This is a genomic window from Bacillus cereus group sp. BfR-BA-01381 (assembly GCF_022663555.1).
Taxonomy (GTDB): Bacteria; Bacillota; Bacilli; order Bacillales; family Bacillaceae_G; genus Bacillus_A; species Bacillus_A pacificus.
Window position 1 is genome coordinate 1 of record NZ_JAKUFR010000002.1, and the last position, 15682, is coordinate 15682.

Below are 15682 nucleotides of genomic sequence, written 5' to 3' on the forward strand. Positions count from 1 at the left end.
CGTTTTTTCTGCTTCGTCACTCTTCGTATACGTAGCTACAACAGGAGCCATTTCGATGTTCGCTGCATAATCAGATGTATCAGAGTATGCAATTGTATCTTCACCAACATCAGATAATACCATAAATTCATGTGTATCTTTTCCACCCATTGCTCCTGAATCAGCAATAACCGCACGGAAATTCAAGCCACAACGAGCGAAAATGTTAGAGTATGCTTTGTATAAGCGATCGTACACTTCATCTAAGCTCTCTTGCGTAGCATGGAAAGAGTATGCATCTTTCATTAGAAACTCTCTTCCACGTAATAAACCGAAACGAGGTCTTTGTTCATCACGGAATTTTGTTTGAATTTGATATAATGTTAACGGTAATTTTTTATATGATTTCACTTCATCACGTACAAGATCCGTAATTACTTCTTCATGTGTCGCTCCTAATGCAAATTCACGAGCGTTACGATCTTTCATACGCATTAATTCAGATCCGTAAGAATACCAACGACCTGACTCTTGCCATAATTCTGCAGCTTGCATCGCTGGCATTAATAATTCTACAGCACCTGCGCGCTCCATTTCTTCTCGAACGATTCGTTCTACTTTGTGTAGCACTTTTAATCCAAATGGTAAAAAGCTATAAATACCAGAAGCATTTTGACGCATAAAACCTGCACGAAGTAATAACTGATGACTCTTAATTTCAGCATCAGCTGGAACTTCACGTAATGTAGGACTAAATACCATACTTTGTTTCATTTATTCGCACCTCTTCATTTTACTCTTATACGCAGGAAAACCCCTCACCTCGAGTTAGGTGAGGGATTTTATTCTACGAGCTCTATTTCATTATAAGTTTCACTTTATTTTACAAGAAAAACTTACGAATGTCATTCCAAGTTACTACTAACATAAGTAACATTAATAATGCAAAACCAATAAAGTGAACCATTCCTTCTTTTTGGCGATCAATTGGTTTCCCGCGTAACGCCTCAATTAAGAAGAAGAACAAACGTCCACCGTCTAAAGCAGGAACTGGTAGTAGGTTAAATAAACCAAGGTTAATACTTAAAACGGCTGCTAAACTTAATACACGCGTAAATCCATAATCTACAACTTGATCTGTTAGATTATAAATTCCTACTGGACCTGACAACTCATTAATAGAGAATTGGCCGGTTACTAATTTCACAAGAGACTCAAAAATTAGTTTCGTCCATTGGTATGTTTGTTCAAAACCTGATTTAATAGAACCTATCACTGTTTTCTCTACAGGAGAATAAACACCGATTCTACCAACTTCTTCTTTACCTTCTTTATCAAGCGTTGGCGTTACTTTCACATTAAACTGTTCACTATCACGCTTTACTTGTAACGTAATTTCTTTATTCGGATTTTCACGTACAATGGTAACAACATCTTTCCATGTACTTGTGTTTTTCCCATCAATAGCTTGAATTGTATCATTTTCTTTTAATCCAGCTTGCTCTGCTGCACTATTCTCCATCACTTTTCCGACCATTGGTTTGTCAACAGGAACACCTTGTACAAATCCAAGAATCACAAAAATAACAAATGCTAAAATGAAGTTCATTGCAGGACCTGCAAAGATCGTTAAAGCACGTTGACCTAATTTCTTAGAGCCAAACTGTCTATTATACGGAGCAATTTGAATTTCTTCACCGGCAGTAATAATACGAGCCTTCTCATTCACTCGGAATGTTTGAAGCTCTTCCTCGTACTCTTCATAACCCGAAATTGTTAAATTATGCTCTAAATCAGCTTGTTCGACTTCAATAACTCGAACATTTGGATACTTTTCATATCCATCAAAAACTAATTTTACAACTTCGTCTTTTTCGTTTAATACAAGGCCAACCTTTTTCCCAGGCTTTAACTCAACTGTATCTGCATCCTCGCCAGCCATTCTTACATAGCCACCAAGGGGCAGTAATCGAATCGTATACACCGTTTCATTCTTTTCAAATGAGAATATTTTCGGACCAAAACCAATCGCAAACTCACGGCATAAAATACCTGCTCTTTTTGCGAAATATAGATGCCCTAGCTCATGGAAAAATACGAGTGCACCGAAAATTAATATAAAGGCAATCGCTGTATTCAATTCCATACCACCTTTGCTAAATTTGTTCCATCACAAACCGTCTTGTGGTTGCATCAATTTCCAGAATTTCCTCTAAGCTCGGACGTGCAATGACATTGTGATGGTTCATTGCTTTTTCAATGAGGTCTTCCACTGTTAAGAAACCAATTCTCTTTTGTAAAAAAGCTTCAACAGCTACTTCATTCGCTGCATTCATTACAGCTGGCATACTTCCACCTGTTTTTCCAGCTTCATACGCAAAGCGCAAGCAACGGAAACGTTCTTGGTTCATTTTCTCAAAATGTAATGTACCCATTTCCCATAAATTTAACTGCTTTGTGTCTGAAAGAGGTAATCGATCAGGATATGTAAGTGCGTATTGAATTGGTACTCGCATATCAGGTGAGCCAAGCTGTGCCATCACACTACGATCTTCAAATTCAACCATAGAATGAATAATACTTTCTTTATGTAAAACAACATCGATTTGCTCGTAAGGGATACCAAAAAGCCAATGTGCTTCAATTACTTCTAGCCCCTTATTCATCATTGTAGCAGAATCAATTGTAATTTTCGAACCCATTGACCAGTTTGGATGTCGAAGCGCATCTTCTACGGTCACATGATGCAATTCATCTCTCGTTTTATCACGGAAACTTCCACCAGAAGCCGTTATAATTAGTCGAGAAATTCTTTTTTCATTTTCACCATTCAAGCATTGAAAAATAGCTGAATGTTCACTGTCTACTGGAAGTAACGAAACATTATGTTTTCGCGCTGCTTCCATTACAAGATGCCCTGCAGTTACTAACGTTTCTTTGTTTGCAATTCCAATTGTTTTTTTCGCCTCAATTGCACGAAGTGTTGGTAACAACCCTACGCTACCTACAACAGCATTTACTACGATCTCCGCATCTGGATGTAATGCTACTTCTAAAAGTCCTTCACTACCATATACAATTTTTGTATTACCAGAGACAGCTTGTAATTTTAAAACATCTTCCTCTCTTTGCACAGAGACAATTTGCGGAGAAAATTCTTGAATGACCTTTACTGCGTAGTCAATATTTTTCCCTACAGAAAAAGCAACGAGACGGAATTGGTCTGGGTGCGAGCGTAATACATCTAAAGTTTGTGTACCAATTGATCCGCTTGCACCTAATAAACTAATGTTTTTCATGACTCCAACCCCTCGTTCATTTATTAATTGTATTGTAATAAGAAGTAGAGAATTGGTAAAACGAATAACCAACTATCTGTTCGATCTAATATACCACCATGTCCAGGTAAAATTGTACCTGAATCTTTTACGCCATAATGACGTTTAAATGCAGATTGTACTAAATCACCAATTTGTCCAAAAATAGAAATGATAATTGTCAGCACGATTAAAATTACTACATTCGATTCCACTGGGAAAAACATGTTGTAAACAAGCGCTACAATAATTCCACAAACGATGCCGCCTAATGAACCTTCAATCGTTTTATTTGGACTAATTTCTGGCCATAACTTTCTTTTTCCTAATGCTTTTCCTACGAAATATGCGCCTGAATCAGTAGCCCATATAACAAATAATGCGCAAAACACATATTTAATTCCTAAAATTCTCGTTTCATTCAAATATAAGAATCCCATTGCAACATATGTTGTTGCCATTAGTAAAAACGAAGCATTGTCAAAAGTAAATGTATTCTTAGAAAGGACTGTATATGATAAAAGTAATAAAACAATCACAAATGTGATTTCTAATTTACCTAATCCAATCCAAGTAAACAGTTCTGATGCACTACTTGGAATTAAAATAATCCATAATAATACTGCAGCTAAAACTGTTGGCACTGAAATAAGCGTAAGCTTATTCATACGAATTAATTCATATAAACCTATAGAAGCAAGTGCATACACTAAAACCGTAAAAGGCACGCCACCGTAAATTACGATGGGAATGAATAGCGCGGCAGCAACCACTCCAGTAATAATTCTCTGTTTCACTACCAAACCCTCTCTTTCTACACGCCTCCGAATCTGCGCCCTCTATGTTGAAAGTCTGTAATCGCATTTAGCAAATGTTCCTCGGTAAAATCTGGCCAATACACATCTGTAAACCAAAATTCCGAATATGCAATTTGCCATAACATGAAATTACTAATACGTAGCTCTCCGCTCGTACGAATTAACAACTCTGGGTCAGGTAAAGAACTCGTCATTAAGTAGGAAGAAAGCATTTCTTCGCTTACATCTTCAACACGAACTTTTCCTTCCTCACAATCTTTCATCATATGTTGCACAGCAGAAACGATTTCATCTCGACTTCCATAGTTTAACGCGAAATTCAGAATTAATCCCGTATTCTCTTTCGTCTCTTCCATGGCCTTCTCCATCGCTCTGCGTGTATGCGTAGGAAGACGATCTTGTTGCCCTATTACACGGACTTGTACGTTCTCTTCAATCAATTCTGGTAAAAATGTACCTAAAAATTCTTCTGGAAGCTTCATTAAATAATCAACTTCCTTTTTTGGTCTTTTCCAGTTCTCAGTTGAAAAAGCATAAAGAGTTAATACTTTCACATTAAGTTTGCTTGCAAATTTTGTGATTTTCTTTACAACTTGCATGCCTTCATGATGTCCCGCAATACGAGGCATCGCTCTCCTCTTTGCCCATCTTCCATTACCATCCATAATGATGGCAATATGTTCTGGGATGTATCCTTTTTTCACTTCTTCAACGAGATGATCAAACGATGTGTCCTTTTTACCTTTAAAAAAAGGAAAGTTTTTAAACATCATTCATACCCTCCAACAAGCAGACGTATGCCTAAAAGTGTAAAAAGACCCCCTTAAGAAGAGGGTCATATTTGCGAAAGTATCGCTATTACACTTCCATGATTTCTTTTTCTTTGTTTTTTGCGATTTCGTCAACTTTTGCAATATATTTATCTGTTTCTTTTTGGATATCTTCAGTATATCCTCTTAAATCGTCTTCTGTAATCTCGCCAGCTTTTTCAAGCTTCTTAAGATCATCATTTCCGTCACGACGTACGTTACGAACAGCAACTTTTGCTTCTTCAGCATATTTTTTCACAACTTTTACAAGATCACGACGACGCTCTTCTGTTAATGCAGGGAATGCAATACGAATTACAGTTCCATCATTAGAAGGGTTTAAGCCTAAATCTGCTTTTAAAATTGCTTTTTCGATATCACCGATAGAAGTTTTGTCATACGGTTGAATTACAAGTAAACGTGCTTCTGGAACTGTAATGTTCGCTAATTGCACAACTGGTGTTGGTGCACCATAGTAATCAACTTGTACTTTATCTAATACAGACGCGTTTGCACGGCCAGCACGAACTGTTGCTAATTCACGAGAATAAGCAGCAACTGCTTTTTCCATTTTTTCATTTGAAGACTTTAATACTTGTTGTCCCATATTTATTTCCCCCTTACAACTGTTCCGATATTTTCGCCTAGAACGGCACGTTTAATATTCCCTTTTTCCATAACTGAGAATACAATTAATGGAATATCATTATCCATACATAGAGAAGAAGCTGTAGAATCCATTACACCTAAACCTTCTTTTAATACATCTAAGTAAGTAAGCGTTTCGTATTTCGTAGCTGTTGGATCAATAGATGGGTCCGCATTATATACGCCATCTACATTGTTTTTCGCCATTAAAATTACGTCTGCTTCAATTTCTGCTGCACGTAATGCTGCTGTTGTATCTGTAGAGAAGTATGGATTACCTGTACCTGCTGCAAAGATAACAACACGTTTCTTCTCTAAGTGACGAACTGCTTTACGACGAATGTAAGGCTCTGCCACTTGACGCATCTCAATTGAAGTTTGTACGCGAGTTTGAATTCCGATATTCTCCAAGCTATCTTGAAGAGCTAATGAATTCATAACTGTCGCTAACATGCCCATGTAATCTGCTCCTGCACGATCCATGCCCATTTCACTTCCAATTTTACCACGCCAAATGTTACCGCCACCAACAACAACAGCAACCTCTACATCAAGTTCTGCAATTTCTTTCACTTGTTCCGCAACTGATTTAATAACAGCTGGGTTAATTCCAAATCCTTGCTCGCCAGCTAAAGCTTCTCCACTCAGCTTTAAAACGACACGATTATATTTCGGTTTACTCATAATGAACCTCCAATTGCTTACATCTTTATTTTAAAAAAGGGAACACAATGTGTTCCCTAATCTGTATTAGTTACTACCTTTTACTTGGTTCATTACTTCTTCAGCAAAGTTGTCTTCGCGTTTTTCGATACCTTCACCAACAGCGTAGCGAACGAATCCTTTTAATGTTCCGCCTTTAGACTCAACGAACTGACGAACTTTCATATCAGGGTTTTTAACGAATGCTTGGTCAAGTAAGCAAATTTCTTCGAAGAATTTGCCAAGACGGCCTTCAACCATTTTTGCAACGATTTTTTCAGGCTTGCCTTCGTTTAATGCTTGTTGTGTTAATACTTGACGCTCATGCTCAACTTCTTCAGCTGTTACAGCATCGCGGTCGATGTATTTAGGGTTAACTGCAGCGATGTGCATTGCAACATCTTTAGCAGCCGCTTCATCAGTAGAACCTTCAAGAACTGTTAATACACCAATGCGTCCACCCATGTGTAAGTAAGCGCCGAATGCATCTGCATCAGTTTTTGATACGATTTCGAAACGACGAAGTGTAAGTTTTTCACCAATTTTAGCGATTGCTTCGTTGATGTGCTCTTCTACTTTTTTGCCGTTTTCCATTGTTTGAGCCATAGCTTCTTCAACGTTAGCTGGTTTGTTAGCTAATAAGTGAGCAGCTAATTCTTTAATTAATGTTTGGAAACCTTCGTTTTTCGCAACGAAATCAGTTTCAGAGTTTAATTCTAAGATTAAACCGTCGTTACCGTTTGTTTCGATGAAAGTTAAACCTTCAGCAGCGATGCGGTCTGCTTTTTTAGCAGCTTTCGCAATACCTTTTTCACGTAAGAAGTCAATTGCCTTCTCCATGTCGCCGTTAGTTTCTGTTAAAGCTTTTTTGCAGTCCATCATACCTGCGCCAGTTTTTTCACGTAATTCTTTTACCATTTGTGCAGTGATTGCCATACTTTTCATCCTCCTAAAATATGTATTTATACCTTTTATAAAGGTGTTTATACCTTAAAAAAGGTGATAAAAGGCCGAACCCCTTATCACCTTTCCAACTTTGTTACGCAGTAACAGTTTCTTCACCTTGTTTTGCTTCAAGGATCGCGTCTGCCATTTTAGATGTAAGAAGTTTTACAGCACGAATTGCATCATCGTTTGCTGGGATAACGTGATCGATTTCGTCTGGATCACAGTTTGTATCAACGATACCGATGATTGGAATGTGTAATTTGCGTGCTTCAGCAACTGCAATACGCTCTTTACGAGGGTCTACTACGAATAATGCACTTGGAAGACCTTTCATATCTTTAATACCGCCTAAGAATTTCTCAAGACGCTCTAACTCTTTTTTAAGTTGAACAACTTCTTTCTTAGGTAGTACTTCGAAAGTACCATCTTCTTGCATTCTTTCGATGTCTTTAAGACGCTTGATACGCTTTTGGATTGTTTGGAAGTTAGTTAAAGTTCCACCTAACCAACGTTGGTTAACGAAGTACATACCAGCACGAGTTGCTTCTTCTTTAATAGCTTCTTGTGCTTGTTTTTTAGTACCTACGAATAAGATGTCTCCGCCTTCAGCAGCGATGTCACGCATAACTTTGAAAGCTTCCTCAACTTTTTTCACAGTTTTTTGTAAGTCGATGATGTAGATACCGTTACGCTCTGTGAAAATGTAACGCTTCATTTTTGGGTTCCAACGACGAGTTTGATGTCCGAAATGAACACCAGCTTCAAGCAATTGCTTCATAGAAATTACTGACATAATATAGTTCCTCCTAAATGGTTTTTGATATCCTCCGTTTACTTCATCTCTAAGCGAAACTACAAACGTAGCACCAACACTTAAATCAGTAAACGTGTGTACTTTGTACTGACACCACTGCTTACTATATCATACTGAAATATTACAATCAAGTCGAAAATGCGAACAATGTAAAACTTTCTTTGTTCATACTCGAATTCTAGTATTACCAACCTGCATTTCTTTTAAGCAAAAAAGTGAAATGCAATTTATAGCTTTTCAAAAAATGCGATTATGCCGCTATTTACTAACAACATCAATCTTTTATACACAAAAAACTCTCCTCAAAAATGAGGAGAGTTTTATAAATTAGTTTGTTTTTAATTTAGCAAGTTCATGTAAGAATTTGTCGTTTAATACTTTAATGTATGTTCCTTTCATACCTAAAGAACGCGACTCAATTACACCAGCACTTTCTAATTTACGAAGTGCATTTACGATTACTGAACGAGTGATTCCTACGCGGTCAGCAATTTTACTTGCGACAAGTAAACCTTCTGTTCCGTTTAATTCTTCGAAGATGTGCTCGATTGCTTCTAACTCACTGTAAGATAATGAGCTGATCGCCATTTGAACAACAGCTTTGCTACGTGCTTCTTCTTCAATTTCTTCTGCTTTTTCACGTAAAATTTCCATACCTACAACAGTTGAGCTGTACTCAGCAAGAATTAAATCATCATCTAGGAACTCTTGACCAAGACGAGCTAAAACTAATGTACCTAGACGCTCACCGCCACCAACGATCGGTACGATTGTAGTTAAACCTTGACCAAATAATTCTTTATTTTCTACTGGGAATGCTGTGTAAGCACTGTTTACATCTAAGTTTGAAGATGTTTCTGTAATGTTGAATAAGCTTTGTGTATACTCTTCTGGGAATTGACGCTCTGCAAGCATTTGTTTCATACGCTCATTCTCGATTTGTTGGTGAATTGCATAACCTAGTAATTTACCACGACGGCTTACTACGAATACGTTCGCTTCGATTACTTCACACATTGTGTCAGACATTTCTCTAAAGTTTACAGGCTTTCCTGCTGCGCTCTGTAATAACGCATTTAATTTTCTTGTTTTTGCTAATAATTCCATTTCAAAAGTTCCTCCTACATGTTACTCACATATTTTTTCATCACTTGGAAACTAGGGCGAGTCACCTGATGACACTATTACAAAATAAACTGGCTCACATCTTTATTTTTAGCAATCGTTGCTAATTTCTCCTCAACGTATTGAGGTGTTATCGTTATTTTCTCTAACGTAATTTCAGATGCTTCAAACGATAAATCTTCAAGGAGCTTCTCCATAATCGTATGAAGTCTTCTTGCTCCAATATTATCTGTATCCTGATTAACTTGATAAGCAATCTCAGCAATCTTACGAATAGCTTCGTCTGAAAATTCAATTTCTATACCTTCAGTCGCTAATAAAGCCATATATTGTTTAATTAACGCATTGTCAGGCTCGATTAATATTTTAACAAAATCATCAGTTGATAATTTTGTTAATTCTACTCGAATCGGAAATCTCCCTTGCAATTCCGGAATTAAATCTGACGGTTTAGACATATGAAACGCTCCAGCTGCAACGAATAAAATATAATCCGTTTTTACTGATCCGTATTTTGTCGCAACATTTGATCCTTCTACAATTGGTAAAATGTCACGTTGCACACCTTCACGTGATACATCTACACTATTCGACTGCTTACCAGCAATTTTGTCAATTTCATCGATAAAAATAATCCCGAGCTGTTCAGCACGATAAACAGCCTCTTGTGTAACTTCATCCATATCAATTAAGCGCTGTGCTTCCTCATTTGTCAAGACTTTTCTTGCTTCTTTTACAGAAAGTTTACGTTTTTTTGTTTTTTTCGGCATAAAACTTCCTAATGCATCTTGGAAATTCATTCCCATTTGTTCCATGCCAGTTCCTTGCAACATATCGAACATGGAAGACTGTTGTTCAGTCACTTCAATCGATACAATTTCATCTTCAAGAAGTCCTGCAGTAAGCTTTCTTTCCACATCTTGACGTTTCTTTTCGATTTCAACATCTTCCTGTGAATCTGTTGTTTGATTCGAATTTTGAGCGCCACCAAATAGCATTTCTAATGGGTTTTTAAATCCAGATTGCTTCTCCGGACTCGGTACTAAAATTTCAACAAGACGTTGGTTCGCTTGTTCTTCTGCTTTGTCTTGTACTTTAACTACCATTTCTTCTTTCACAATACGAACTGACGTTTCCACAAGGTCACGTACCATCGATTCTACATCTCTACCTACATATCCAACTTCTGTAAACTTCGTAGCTTCAACCTTAATAAAAGGTGCTCCAACGAGTTTCGCCATTCGTCGTGCTACCTCTGTTTTACCAACACCTGTTGGACCAATCATTAAAATATTTTTAGGTGCAATTTCATCACGTAGATTTTCAGCTAATTTACTTCGGCGGTATCGATTTCTTAAAGCTACAGCAACCGCTTTCTTCGCATCTTTTTGACCGATAATGTATTGATCTAATTTTTCCACAATTTGACGCGGAGTAAAATGTAAATGCATATAAAATGCCTCCCTTACGATTCTACAATTCTTCCACAATTATGTTGTGGTTTGTATAAACACAAATATCGCCAGCAATTTCTAAACTCGCTTTCGCAATTTGCTTCGCTGTTAAATGTTCACTTGCATATTGTTTTAAAGCACGACCTGCTGAAAGCGCATAATTCCCACCAGATCCAATTGCTAAAATACCATCATCCGGTTCAATCACTTCTCCCGTACCTGAAACAAGGAGCATAGTTGTTTTATCCATGACAATGAGCATCGCTTCTAGCTGACGTAACATTTTGTCACCTCGCCATTGCTTCGCCATCTCAACAGCAGCACGCTGCAAGTTTCCATTATACTCTTCTAATTTCCCTTCAAACATTTCAAAAAGAGTAAATGCATCAGCAACTGAACCTGCAAAACCAGCTAAAACTTTCCCTTGAAAAAGTTTACGAACCTTACGAGCTGTATGTTTCATTACAACAGCATTTCCCATTGTCACCTGGCCATCTCCAGCCATTGCACATTCTCCATTATGATGAACTGCAAATATCGTTGTAGCATGGAAATTTCCCATAGAAAAAACTCCTTTATATGTTTTTATAGCTTTAAAAGCAATTTATGCCCGTGGGTGATGCTTCATGTAGACAGAACGCAATCTTTCTTTAGAGACATGCGTATAAATTTGTGTCGTAGACAAATTTTCATGACCGAGTAGCTCCTGTACAGTACGTAAATCTGCCCCTTCATCTAACATATGTGTAGCAAATGTATGCCTTAACATATGAGGACTTATACGCATTGTCAGTGAAGCTTTCTTAATGAGTTCATTTAATACATAGCGTACTCCTCGACTTGTCAGCGGCGTGCCTTTCGCATTTAAAAATACCATATGAGATTGTTCTTCAGTTTTCTTGGCTAACTGTTTTCTCCCGTTCTCTATATAAGTAATTAAAGCATCTTGTGCATAGCTCCCGAACGGAATATACCTTTGTTTTTTTCCTTTTCCCATTACTAAAATTGTCCCCACCGCAAAGTCAATATCGGTAAGTTGTAAATTGACACATTCACTCACACGGATCCCAGTCGCATACATCAATTCTAATAAAGCTTGATTCCTTTGACCTAACGGGGTTTCCGTATCAGAAACTTCAAATAATTCCTCTAATTCTTCAGCATATAAAAACTTTGGGATTGACAATTCTTTTTTGGGGAGTGACGCAAGTGCAAACGGATTATCTTTCAGATAACCTTCACGCATCAAAAAACGATATAAACTTCGTAAGCTTGATACTTTTCTTGCGACAGATTTACGGGCTAACTTTTCATCGTGCAACGTCGTTAAGTACAAACGAACATCCGCGTATGTAATATCTAAAAAAGAGGATATGCCTTCTCGCTCCATAAATTGCACAAAATGTTCTAAATCATTTTGATAACTTGCAATTGTATATTTTGAATAATTTCTTTCAATTTGTAAATATCCAACGAATAATTGTAACAATTTCTTCACATTCACACAATTCACCTCAATAAAGGCTACTAAATCGTATCACAACTTAGTAGCCTTTGCAAGAAATTTAACTAAATATTTACAAAATTTCGAATCGTTTCTAAAGCGCGTGTTGCATAGGCTTCATTACGTTCTGCTTTCTTTTTAATTTTCTTCTCTAACGGTGCAAACAGACCGAAGTTTGCATTCATCGGTTGGAAGTTTTTTGCATTTGTCGCAGTAATATAATTCGCCATACTTCCCATTGCAGTTACAGGCGGTAATACAACCGGCTCTTCACCTTTCACAAGTCGAGCAGCGTTGATACCTGCTAGCAATCCTGAAGCCGCCGATTCAACATATCCCTCCACTCCAGTCATTTGACCAGCGAAGAATAAATCATCACGTTGTTTATATTGGTATGTTGGACGAAGCAAGTTAGGTGAATTAATAAACGTATTACGATGCATTACACCATAACGTACAATCTCTGCGTTTTCCAGTCCTGGAATCAACTGTAACACTTCTTTTTGCGGTCCCCATTTTAAATGCGTTTGGAAACCTACGATATTGTATAACGTTCCCGCTGCATCATCTTGGCGTAACTGAACAACAGCATATGGCGTTTTCCCTGTTTTCGGATCTTCTAATCCAACAGGTTTCATCGGTCCAAATACTAGTGTTTGTCTTCCTCTACTTGCCATAACTTCTACTGGCATACAACCTTCAAAGAAAATTTCTTTTTCAAATTCTTTTAAAGGTACTGTTTCAGCAGCGATTAAAGCCTCGTAAAAACGGTCGAATTCCTCTTCCGTCATTGGACAGTTTAAATATGCCGCTTCACCTTTATCGTAACGAGATTTTAAATACACTTTATTCATATCAATGCTGTCTTTCTCAACAATCGGTGCTGCAGCATCATAGAAATAAAAGTAGTCTTCACCCGTTAATTCTTTTAATTGCGCAGAAAGATCAGGCGACGTAAGTGGACCTGTCGCGATAACAGTAGGACCTTCTGGAATTTCAGTAATTTCTTCATTCATCACAGTTACATTCGGATGGTTTTTCACATATTCCGTTACTTTTGCCGCAAATTCATGACGATCTACCGCTAAAGCCCCTCCTGCTGGTACAGAGCACTCATCAGCTGCACGAATAATAACAGAATCCATTAAGCGCATTTCTTCTTTAATAACACCAACAGCATTTGTTAATGTGTTTGCACGAAGCGAGTTACTACATACTAATTCTGCAAATTTATCTGTGTGATGAGCTGGCGTTTGCCTCACCGGTCTCATTTCGTATAATCTTACTTGGACACCACGTTTTGCAATTTGGTAAGCTGCTTCACTTCCTGCAAGACCTGCGCCAATGACGTTTACTACTTGTGTTGTCATATATTTATCACCTTTCCTTTTCTTCCCGAAAAAAATGTGAGCAGTTACGCTCACATTTGTTGTTCTTCTTCATAATCACACGAAATACATTGTACTTGTACGCCTTTTTTCAACTTCTTCTCTACTAGCATACCTTCACACTTCGGACATTTACGGCCAATCGGCTTATCCCAAGATACAAAGTCACACTCTGGATACGTACCGCACCCATAGAAAAGACGTTTCTTTTTATTACTACGACGTTCAATAATTTGACCTTTATCACATTTCGGACAAGTAACACCGATTTCTTTCACAATCGGTTTTGTATTACGACAATCTGGGAAATTCGAGCAAGCCATAAATTTCCCGTATTTACCCATTTTAAAGACCATTGGGTGATTACATAATTCACAATCTTCCCCAGCTGGTTCATCTTTAATTTCCACTTCACGCATTTCTTTTTCCGCTTTTTCTAAACGCGGTTCAAATCCTACGTAGAAATCATCAACAATTTTTACCCAATTCGCATTTCCTTCTTCTACTTCATCGAGGCTTTGCTCCATGTTAGCAGTAAATTCAATGTTAATAATTTCTGGGAAAAACTCTAAAATAAGTTCAATTACTATTTCACCTAGTTCAGTTGGAACGAAGCGTTTATTATCCAAACCTACATATCCACGTTTTTGAATCGTTTCAAGTGTCGGTACGTAAGTCGACGGTCTTCCAATTCCAAGCTCTTCAAGTGTTCTTACTAGACGAGCCTCTGTATAGCGCGGCGGAGGTTGTGTAAAGTGTTGCTTCGGTTCTAAATCCTTCGAAAATACGGTTTCCCCTACTTCTAAAGGTGGCAACATCTTATCCTTTTCTTCAGCCCCATCATCTTTCGACTCTACATACACTTTCATAAATCCTGGGAACTTTACAACCGATCCACTTGCACGGAACTGAACATTATTATTAATGAGTCTCGCTGTCACAGTATCCATTATAGCAGACGCCATTTGACTTGCAACAAATCGCTCCCAAATCAATTTATACAATCGAAGTTGATCACGACTTAAGAAACTCTTTAGTTCCTCTGGCTTTCTCATTACCGAAGTAGGACGAATTGCCTCATGCGCATCTTGTGCGTTCGACTTCTTCGTTTCTTTCTTCTTTTCTGTTCCTATGTATTCCGTACCAAACGCCTCAGTAATGTAAGTACGCGCCTCTGTTTGAGCTGTTTCTGAGATACGTGTTGAATCAGTTCTCATATACGTAATAAGACCTACAGTTCCTTGTTTTCCAAGATCGATTCCTTCATACAATTGCTGCGCAAGCATCATCGTTTTCTTTGCTCGCATGTTTAACTTACGCGCTGCCTCTTGTTGCAAGGAAGATGTTGTAAATGGTAATGCAGGATTACGTTTTCGCTCTTTTCTCGTTACATTTTCAACTGAGAACGCATTATCTTTCAGCCGTTCAATTATTTCATTCACTTGTGTTTCATTCGTTAATTGAACTTTTTCACCATCTACACCGTAAAAGCTTGCTTCAAATGTGTCTTTCCCTTTCACAAATTCTGTCTTAATTGTCCAGAATTCTTCAGGCTCGAAACTTTGAATTTCTCTTTCACGTTCGATAATTAAACGAACTGCTACAGATTGTACGCGTCCTGCACTTAGTCCTTTTTTTACTTTCTTCCATAATAAAGGACTAATATTGTAACCAACAAGACGATCTAGTATACGTCTTGCTTGTTGTGCATCTACTAAATCCATGTTAATCGCACGAGGATGTTTGAATGATTCCTTTATTGCATCTTTTGTAATCTCATTAAACACAACTCGGCAATCTGATTCAACGTCCACATTTAACGTATTAGCTAAATGCCAAGCAATAGCTTCCCCTTCGCGGTCTGGATCGGCCGCAAGATAGACTTTCTTTGCTTTTTTTGCTGCTGATTTTAAGTCTTTTAAGACGGGACCTTTACCACGAATGGTAATATACTTCGGGGTGAAGTTGTTCTTTACTTCTATCCCCATTTGGCTTTTAGGTAAATCGCGAACATGTCCCATAGACGCGACAACTTTGTATTTTTTCCCTAAATATTTCTCAATGGTCTTCGCCTTAGAAGGCGACTCCACGATTACGAGGTAATCTGACATGCTAGTGCCTCCTTAAGAGGTGGATTCAAGTCTTCATTAATCTTATTGATTTCTCTTGTTTTTGT

At 37.8% G+C, this 15682-nt stretch carries 15 protein-coding genes; all 15 read right to left on the reverse strand.

The window, feature by feature from the left end:
* On the reverse strand, positions 1–753 hold a 753-nt coding region (proS, locus tag MR079_RS00735), incomplete at its 3' end, for a proline--tRNA ligase (protein WP_396022952.1).
* A 109-nt stretch (positions 754–862) separates the two neighbouring features.
* Positions 863–2119, reverse strand: coding sequence for an RIP metalloprotease RseP (gene rseP / locus MR079_RS00740; RefSeq protein WP_139866977.1), 1257 nt, complete (start codon positions 2117–2119; stop codon positions 863–865).
* A 16-nt stretch (positions 2120–2135) separates the two neighbouring features.
* Positions 2136–3278 carry a 1-deoxy-D-xylulose-5-phosphate reductoisomerase gene (gene dxr / locus MR079_RS00745; protein ID WP_000790363.1) on the reverse strand — a complete coding sequence of 381 codons (1143 nt, stop codon included), beginning with the start codon at positions 3276–3278 and terminating at the stop codon, positions 2136–2138.
* A gap of 23 nt (positions 3279–3301) precedes the next feature.
* Entirely contained in the window at positions 3302–4093 is a 792-nt protein-coding gene (cdsA, locus tag MR079_RS00750) for a phosphatidate cytidylyltransferase (protein WP_000813584.1), read from the reverse strand.
* A 17-nt stretch (positions 4094–4110) separates the two neighbouring features.
* Positions 4111–4887 carry an isoprenyl transferase gene (uppS, locus tag MR079_RS00755; protein WP_139866973.1) on the reverse strand — a complete coding sequence of 259 codons (777 nt, stop codon included), beginning with the start codon at positions 4885–4887 and terminating at the stop codon, positions 4111–4113.
* Between the two features lie 85 nt (positions 4888–4972).
* Positions 4973–5530: a ribosome recycling factor gene (gene frr, locus MR079_RS00760; RefSeq protein WP_000531501.1), complete on the reverse strand. Its 558-nt coding sequence runs from the start codon at positions 5528–5530 to the stop codon at positions 4973–4975.
* 2 nt (positions 5531–5532) lie between these two features.
* Entirely contained in the window at positions 5533–6255 is a 723-nt protein-coding gene (pyrH, locus tag MR079_RS00765; protein ID WP_000042663.1) for a UMP kinase, read from the reverse strand.
* 66 nt (positions 6256–6321) lie between these two features.
* Entirely contained in the window at positions 6322–7209 is an 888-nt protein-coding gene (gene tsf, locus MR079_RS00770; protein ID WP_001018581.1) for a translation elongation factor Ts, read from the reverse strand.
* Between the two features lie 103 nt (positions 7210–7312).
* Positions 7313–8014 carry a 30S ribosomal protein S2 gene (rpsB, locus tag MR079_RS00775; protein WP_000111483.1) on the reverse strand — a complete coding sequence of 234 codons (702 nt, stop codon included), beginning with the start codon at positions 8012–8014 and terminating at the stop codon, positions 7313–7315.
* Between the two features lie 348 nt (positions 8015–8362).
* Positions 8363–9142, reverse strand: a complete 780-nt coding sequence (codY, locus tag MR079_RS00780; protein WP_000421288.1) for a GTP-sensing pleiotropic transcriptional regulator CodY — start codon at positions 9140–9142, stop codon at positions 8363–8365.
* A gap of 77 nt (positions 9143–9219) precedes the next feature.
* Positions 9220–10611 (reverse strand): ATP-dependent protease ATPase subunit HslU, encoded by a 1392-nt coding sequence (gene hslU / locus MR079_RS00785; protein WP_139866971.1) that lies wholly within the window; start codon positions 10609–10611, stop codon positions 9220–9222.
* 22 nt (positions 10612–10633) lie between these two features.
* Positions 10634–11176, reverse strand: coding sequence for an ATP-dependent protease proteolytic subunit HslV (hslV, locus tag MR079_RS00790; protein WP_000526272.1), 543 nt, complete (start codon positions 11174–11176; stop codon positions 10634–10636).
* Positions 11177–11218: 42 nt separating this feature from the next.
* Positions 11219–12118, reverse strand: a complete 900-nt coding sequence (gene xerC, locus MR079_RS00795) for a tyrosine recombinase XerC (protein WP_139866969.1) — start codon at positions 12116–12118, stop codon at positions 11219–11221.
* A 65-nt stretch (positions 12119–12183) separates the two neighbouring features.
* A complete protein-coding gene (gene trmFO, locus MR079_RS00800; RefSeq protein ID WP_046198542.1) occupies positions 12184–13488 on the reverse strand; it encodes an FADH(2)-oxidizing methylenetetrahydrofolate--tRNA-(uracil(54)-C(5))-methyltransferase TrmFO in 1305 nt (434 codons plus the stop codon).
* A 50-nt stretch (positions 13489–13538) separates the two neighbouring features.
* Positions 13539–15617, reverse strand: a complete 2079-nt coding sequence (gene topA / locus MR079_RS00805) for a type I DNA topoisomerase (RefSeq protein ID WP_046198501.1) — start codon at positions 15615–15617, stop codon at positions 13539–13541.
* Between the last annotated feature and the right edge of the window lie 65 nt (positions 15618–15682).

Coding starts and splice junctions, on each gene's coding strand:
- rpsB (WP_000111483.1), bottom strand. CDS start 8,014: ATGTCAGTAATTTCTATGAAGCAATTGCTTGAAGCTGGTGTTCATTTC.
- codY (WP_000421288.1), bottom strand. CDS start 9,142: ATGGAATTATTAGCAAAAACAAGAAAATTAAATGCGTTATTACAGAGC.
- dxr (WP_000790363.1), bottom strand. CDS start 3,278: ATGAAAAACATTAGTTTATTAGGTGCAAGCGGATCAATTGGTACACAA.
- frr (WP_000531501.1), bottom strand. CDS start 5,530: ATGGGACAACAAGTATTAAAGTCTTCAAATGAAAAAATGGAAAAAGCA.
- trmFO (WP_046198542.1), bottom strand. CDS start 13,488: ATGACAACACAAGTAGTAAACGTCATTGGCGCAGGTCTTGCAGGAAGT.
- tsf (WP_001018581.1), bottom strand. CDS start 7,209: ATGGCAATCACTGCACAAATGGTAAAAGAATTACGTGAAAAAACTGGC.
- hslU (WP_139866971.1), bottom strand. CDS start 10,611: ATGCATTTACATTTTACTCCGCGTCAAATTGTGGAAAAATTAGATCAA.
- uppS (WP_139866973.1), bottom strand. CDS start 4,887: ATGATGTTTAAAAACTTTCCTTTTTTTAAAGGTAAAAAGGACACATCG.
- pyrH (WP_000042663.1), bottom strand. CDS start 6,255: ATGAGTAAACCGAAATATAATCGTGTCGTTTTAAAGCTGAGTGGAGAA.
- topA (WP_046198501.1), bottom strand. CDS start 15,617: ATGTCAGATTACCTCGTAATCGTGGAGTCGCCTTCTAAGGCGAAGACC.
- hslV (WP_000526272.1), bottom strand. CDS start 11,176: ATGGGAAATTTCCATGCTACAACGATATTTGCAGTTCATCATAATGGA.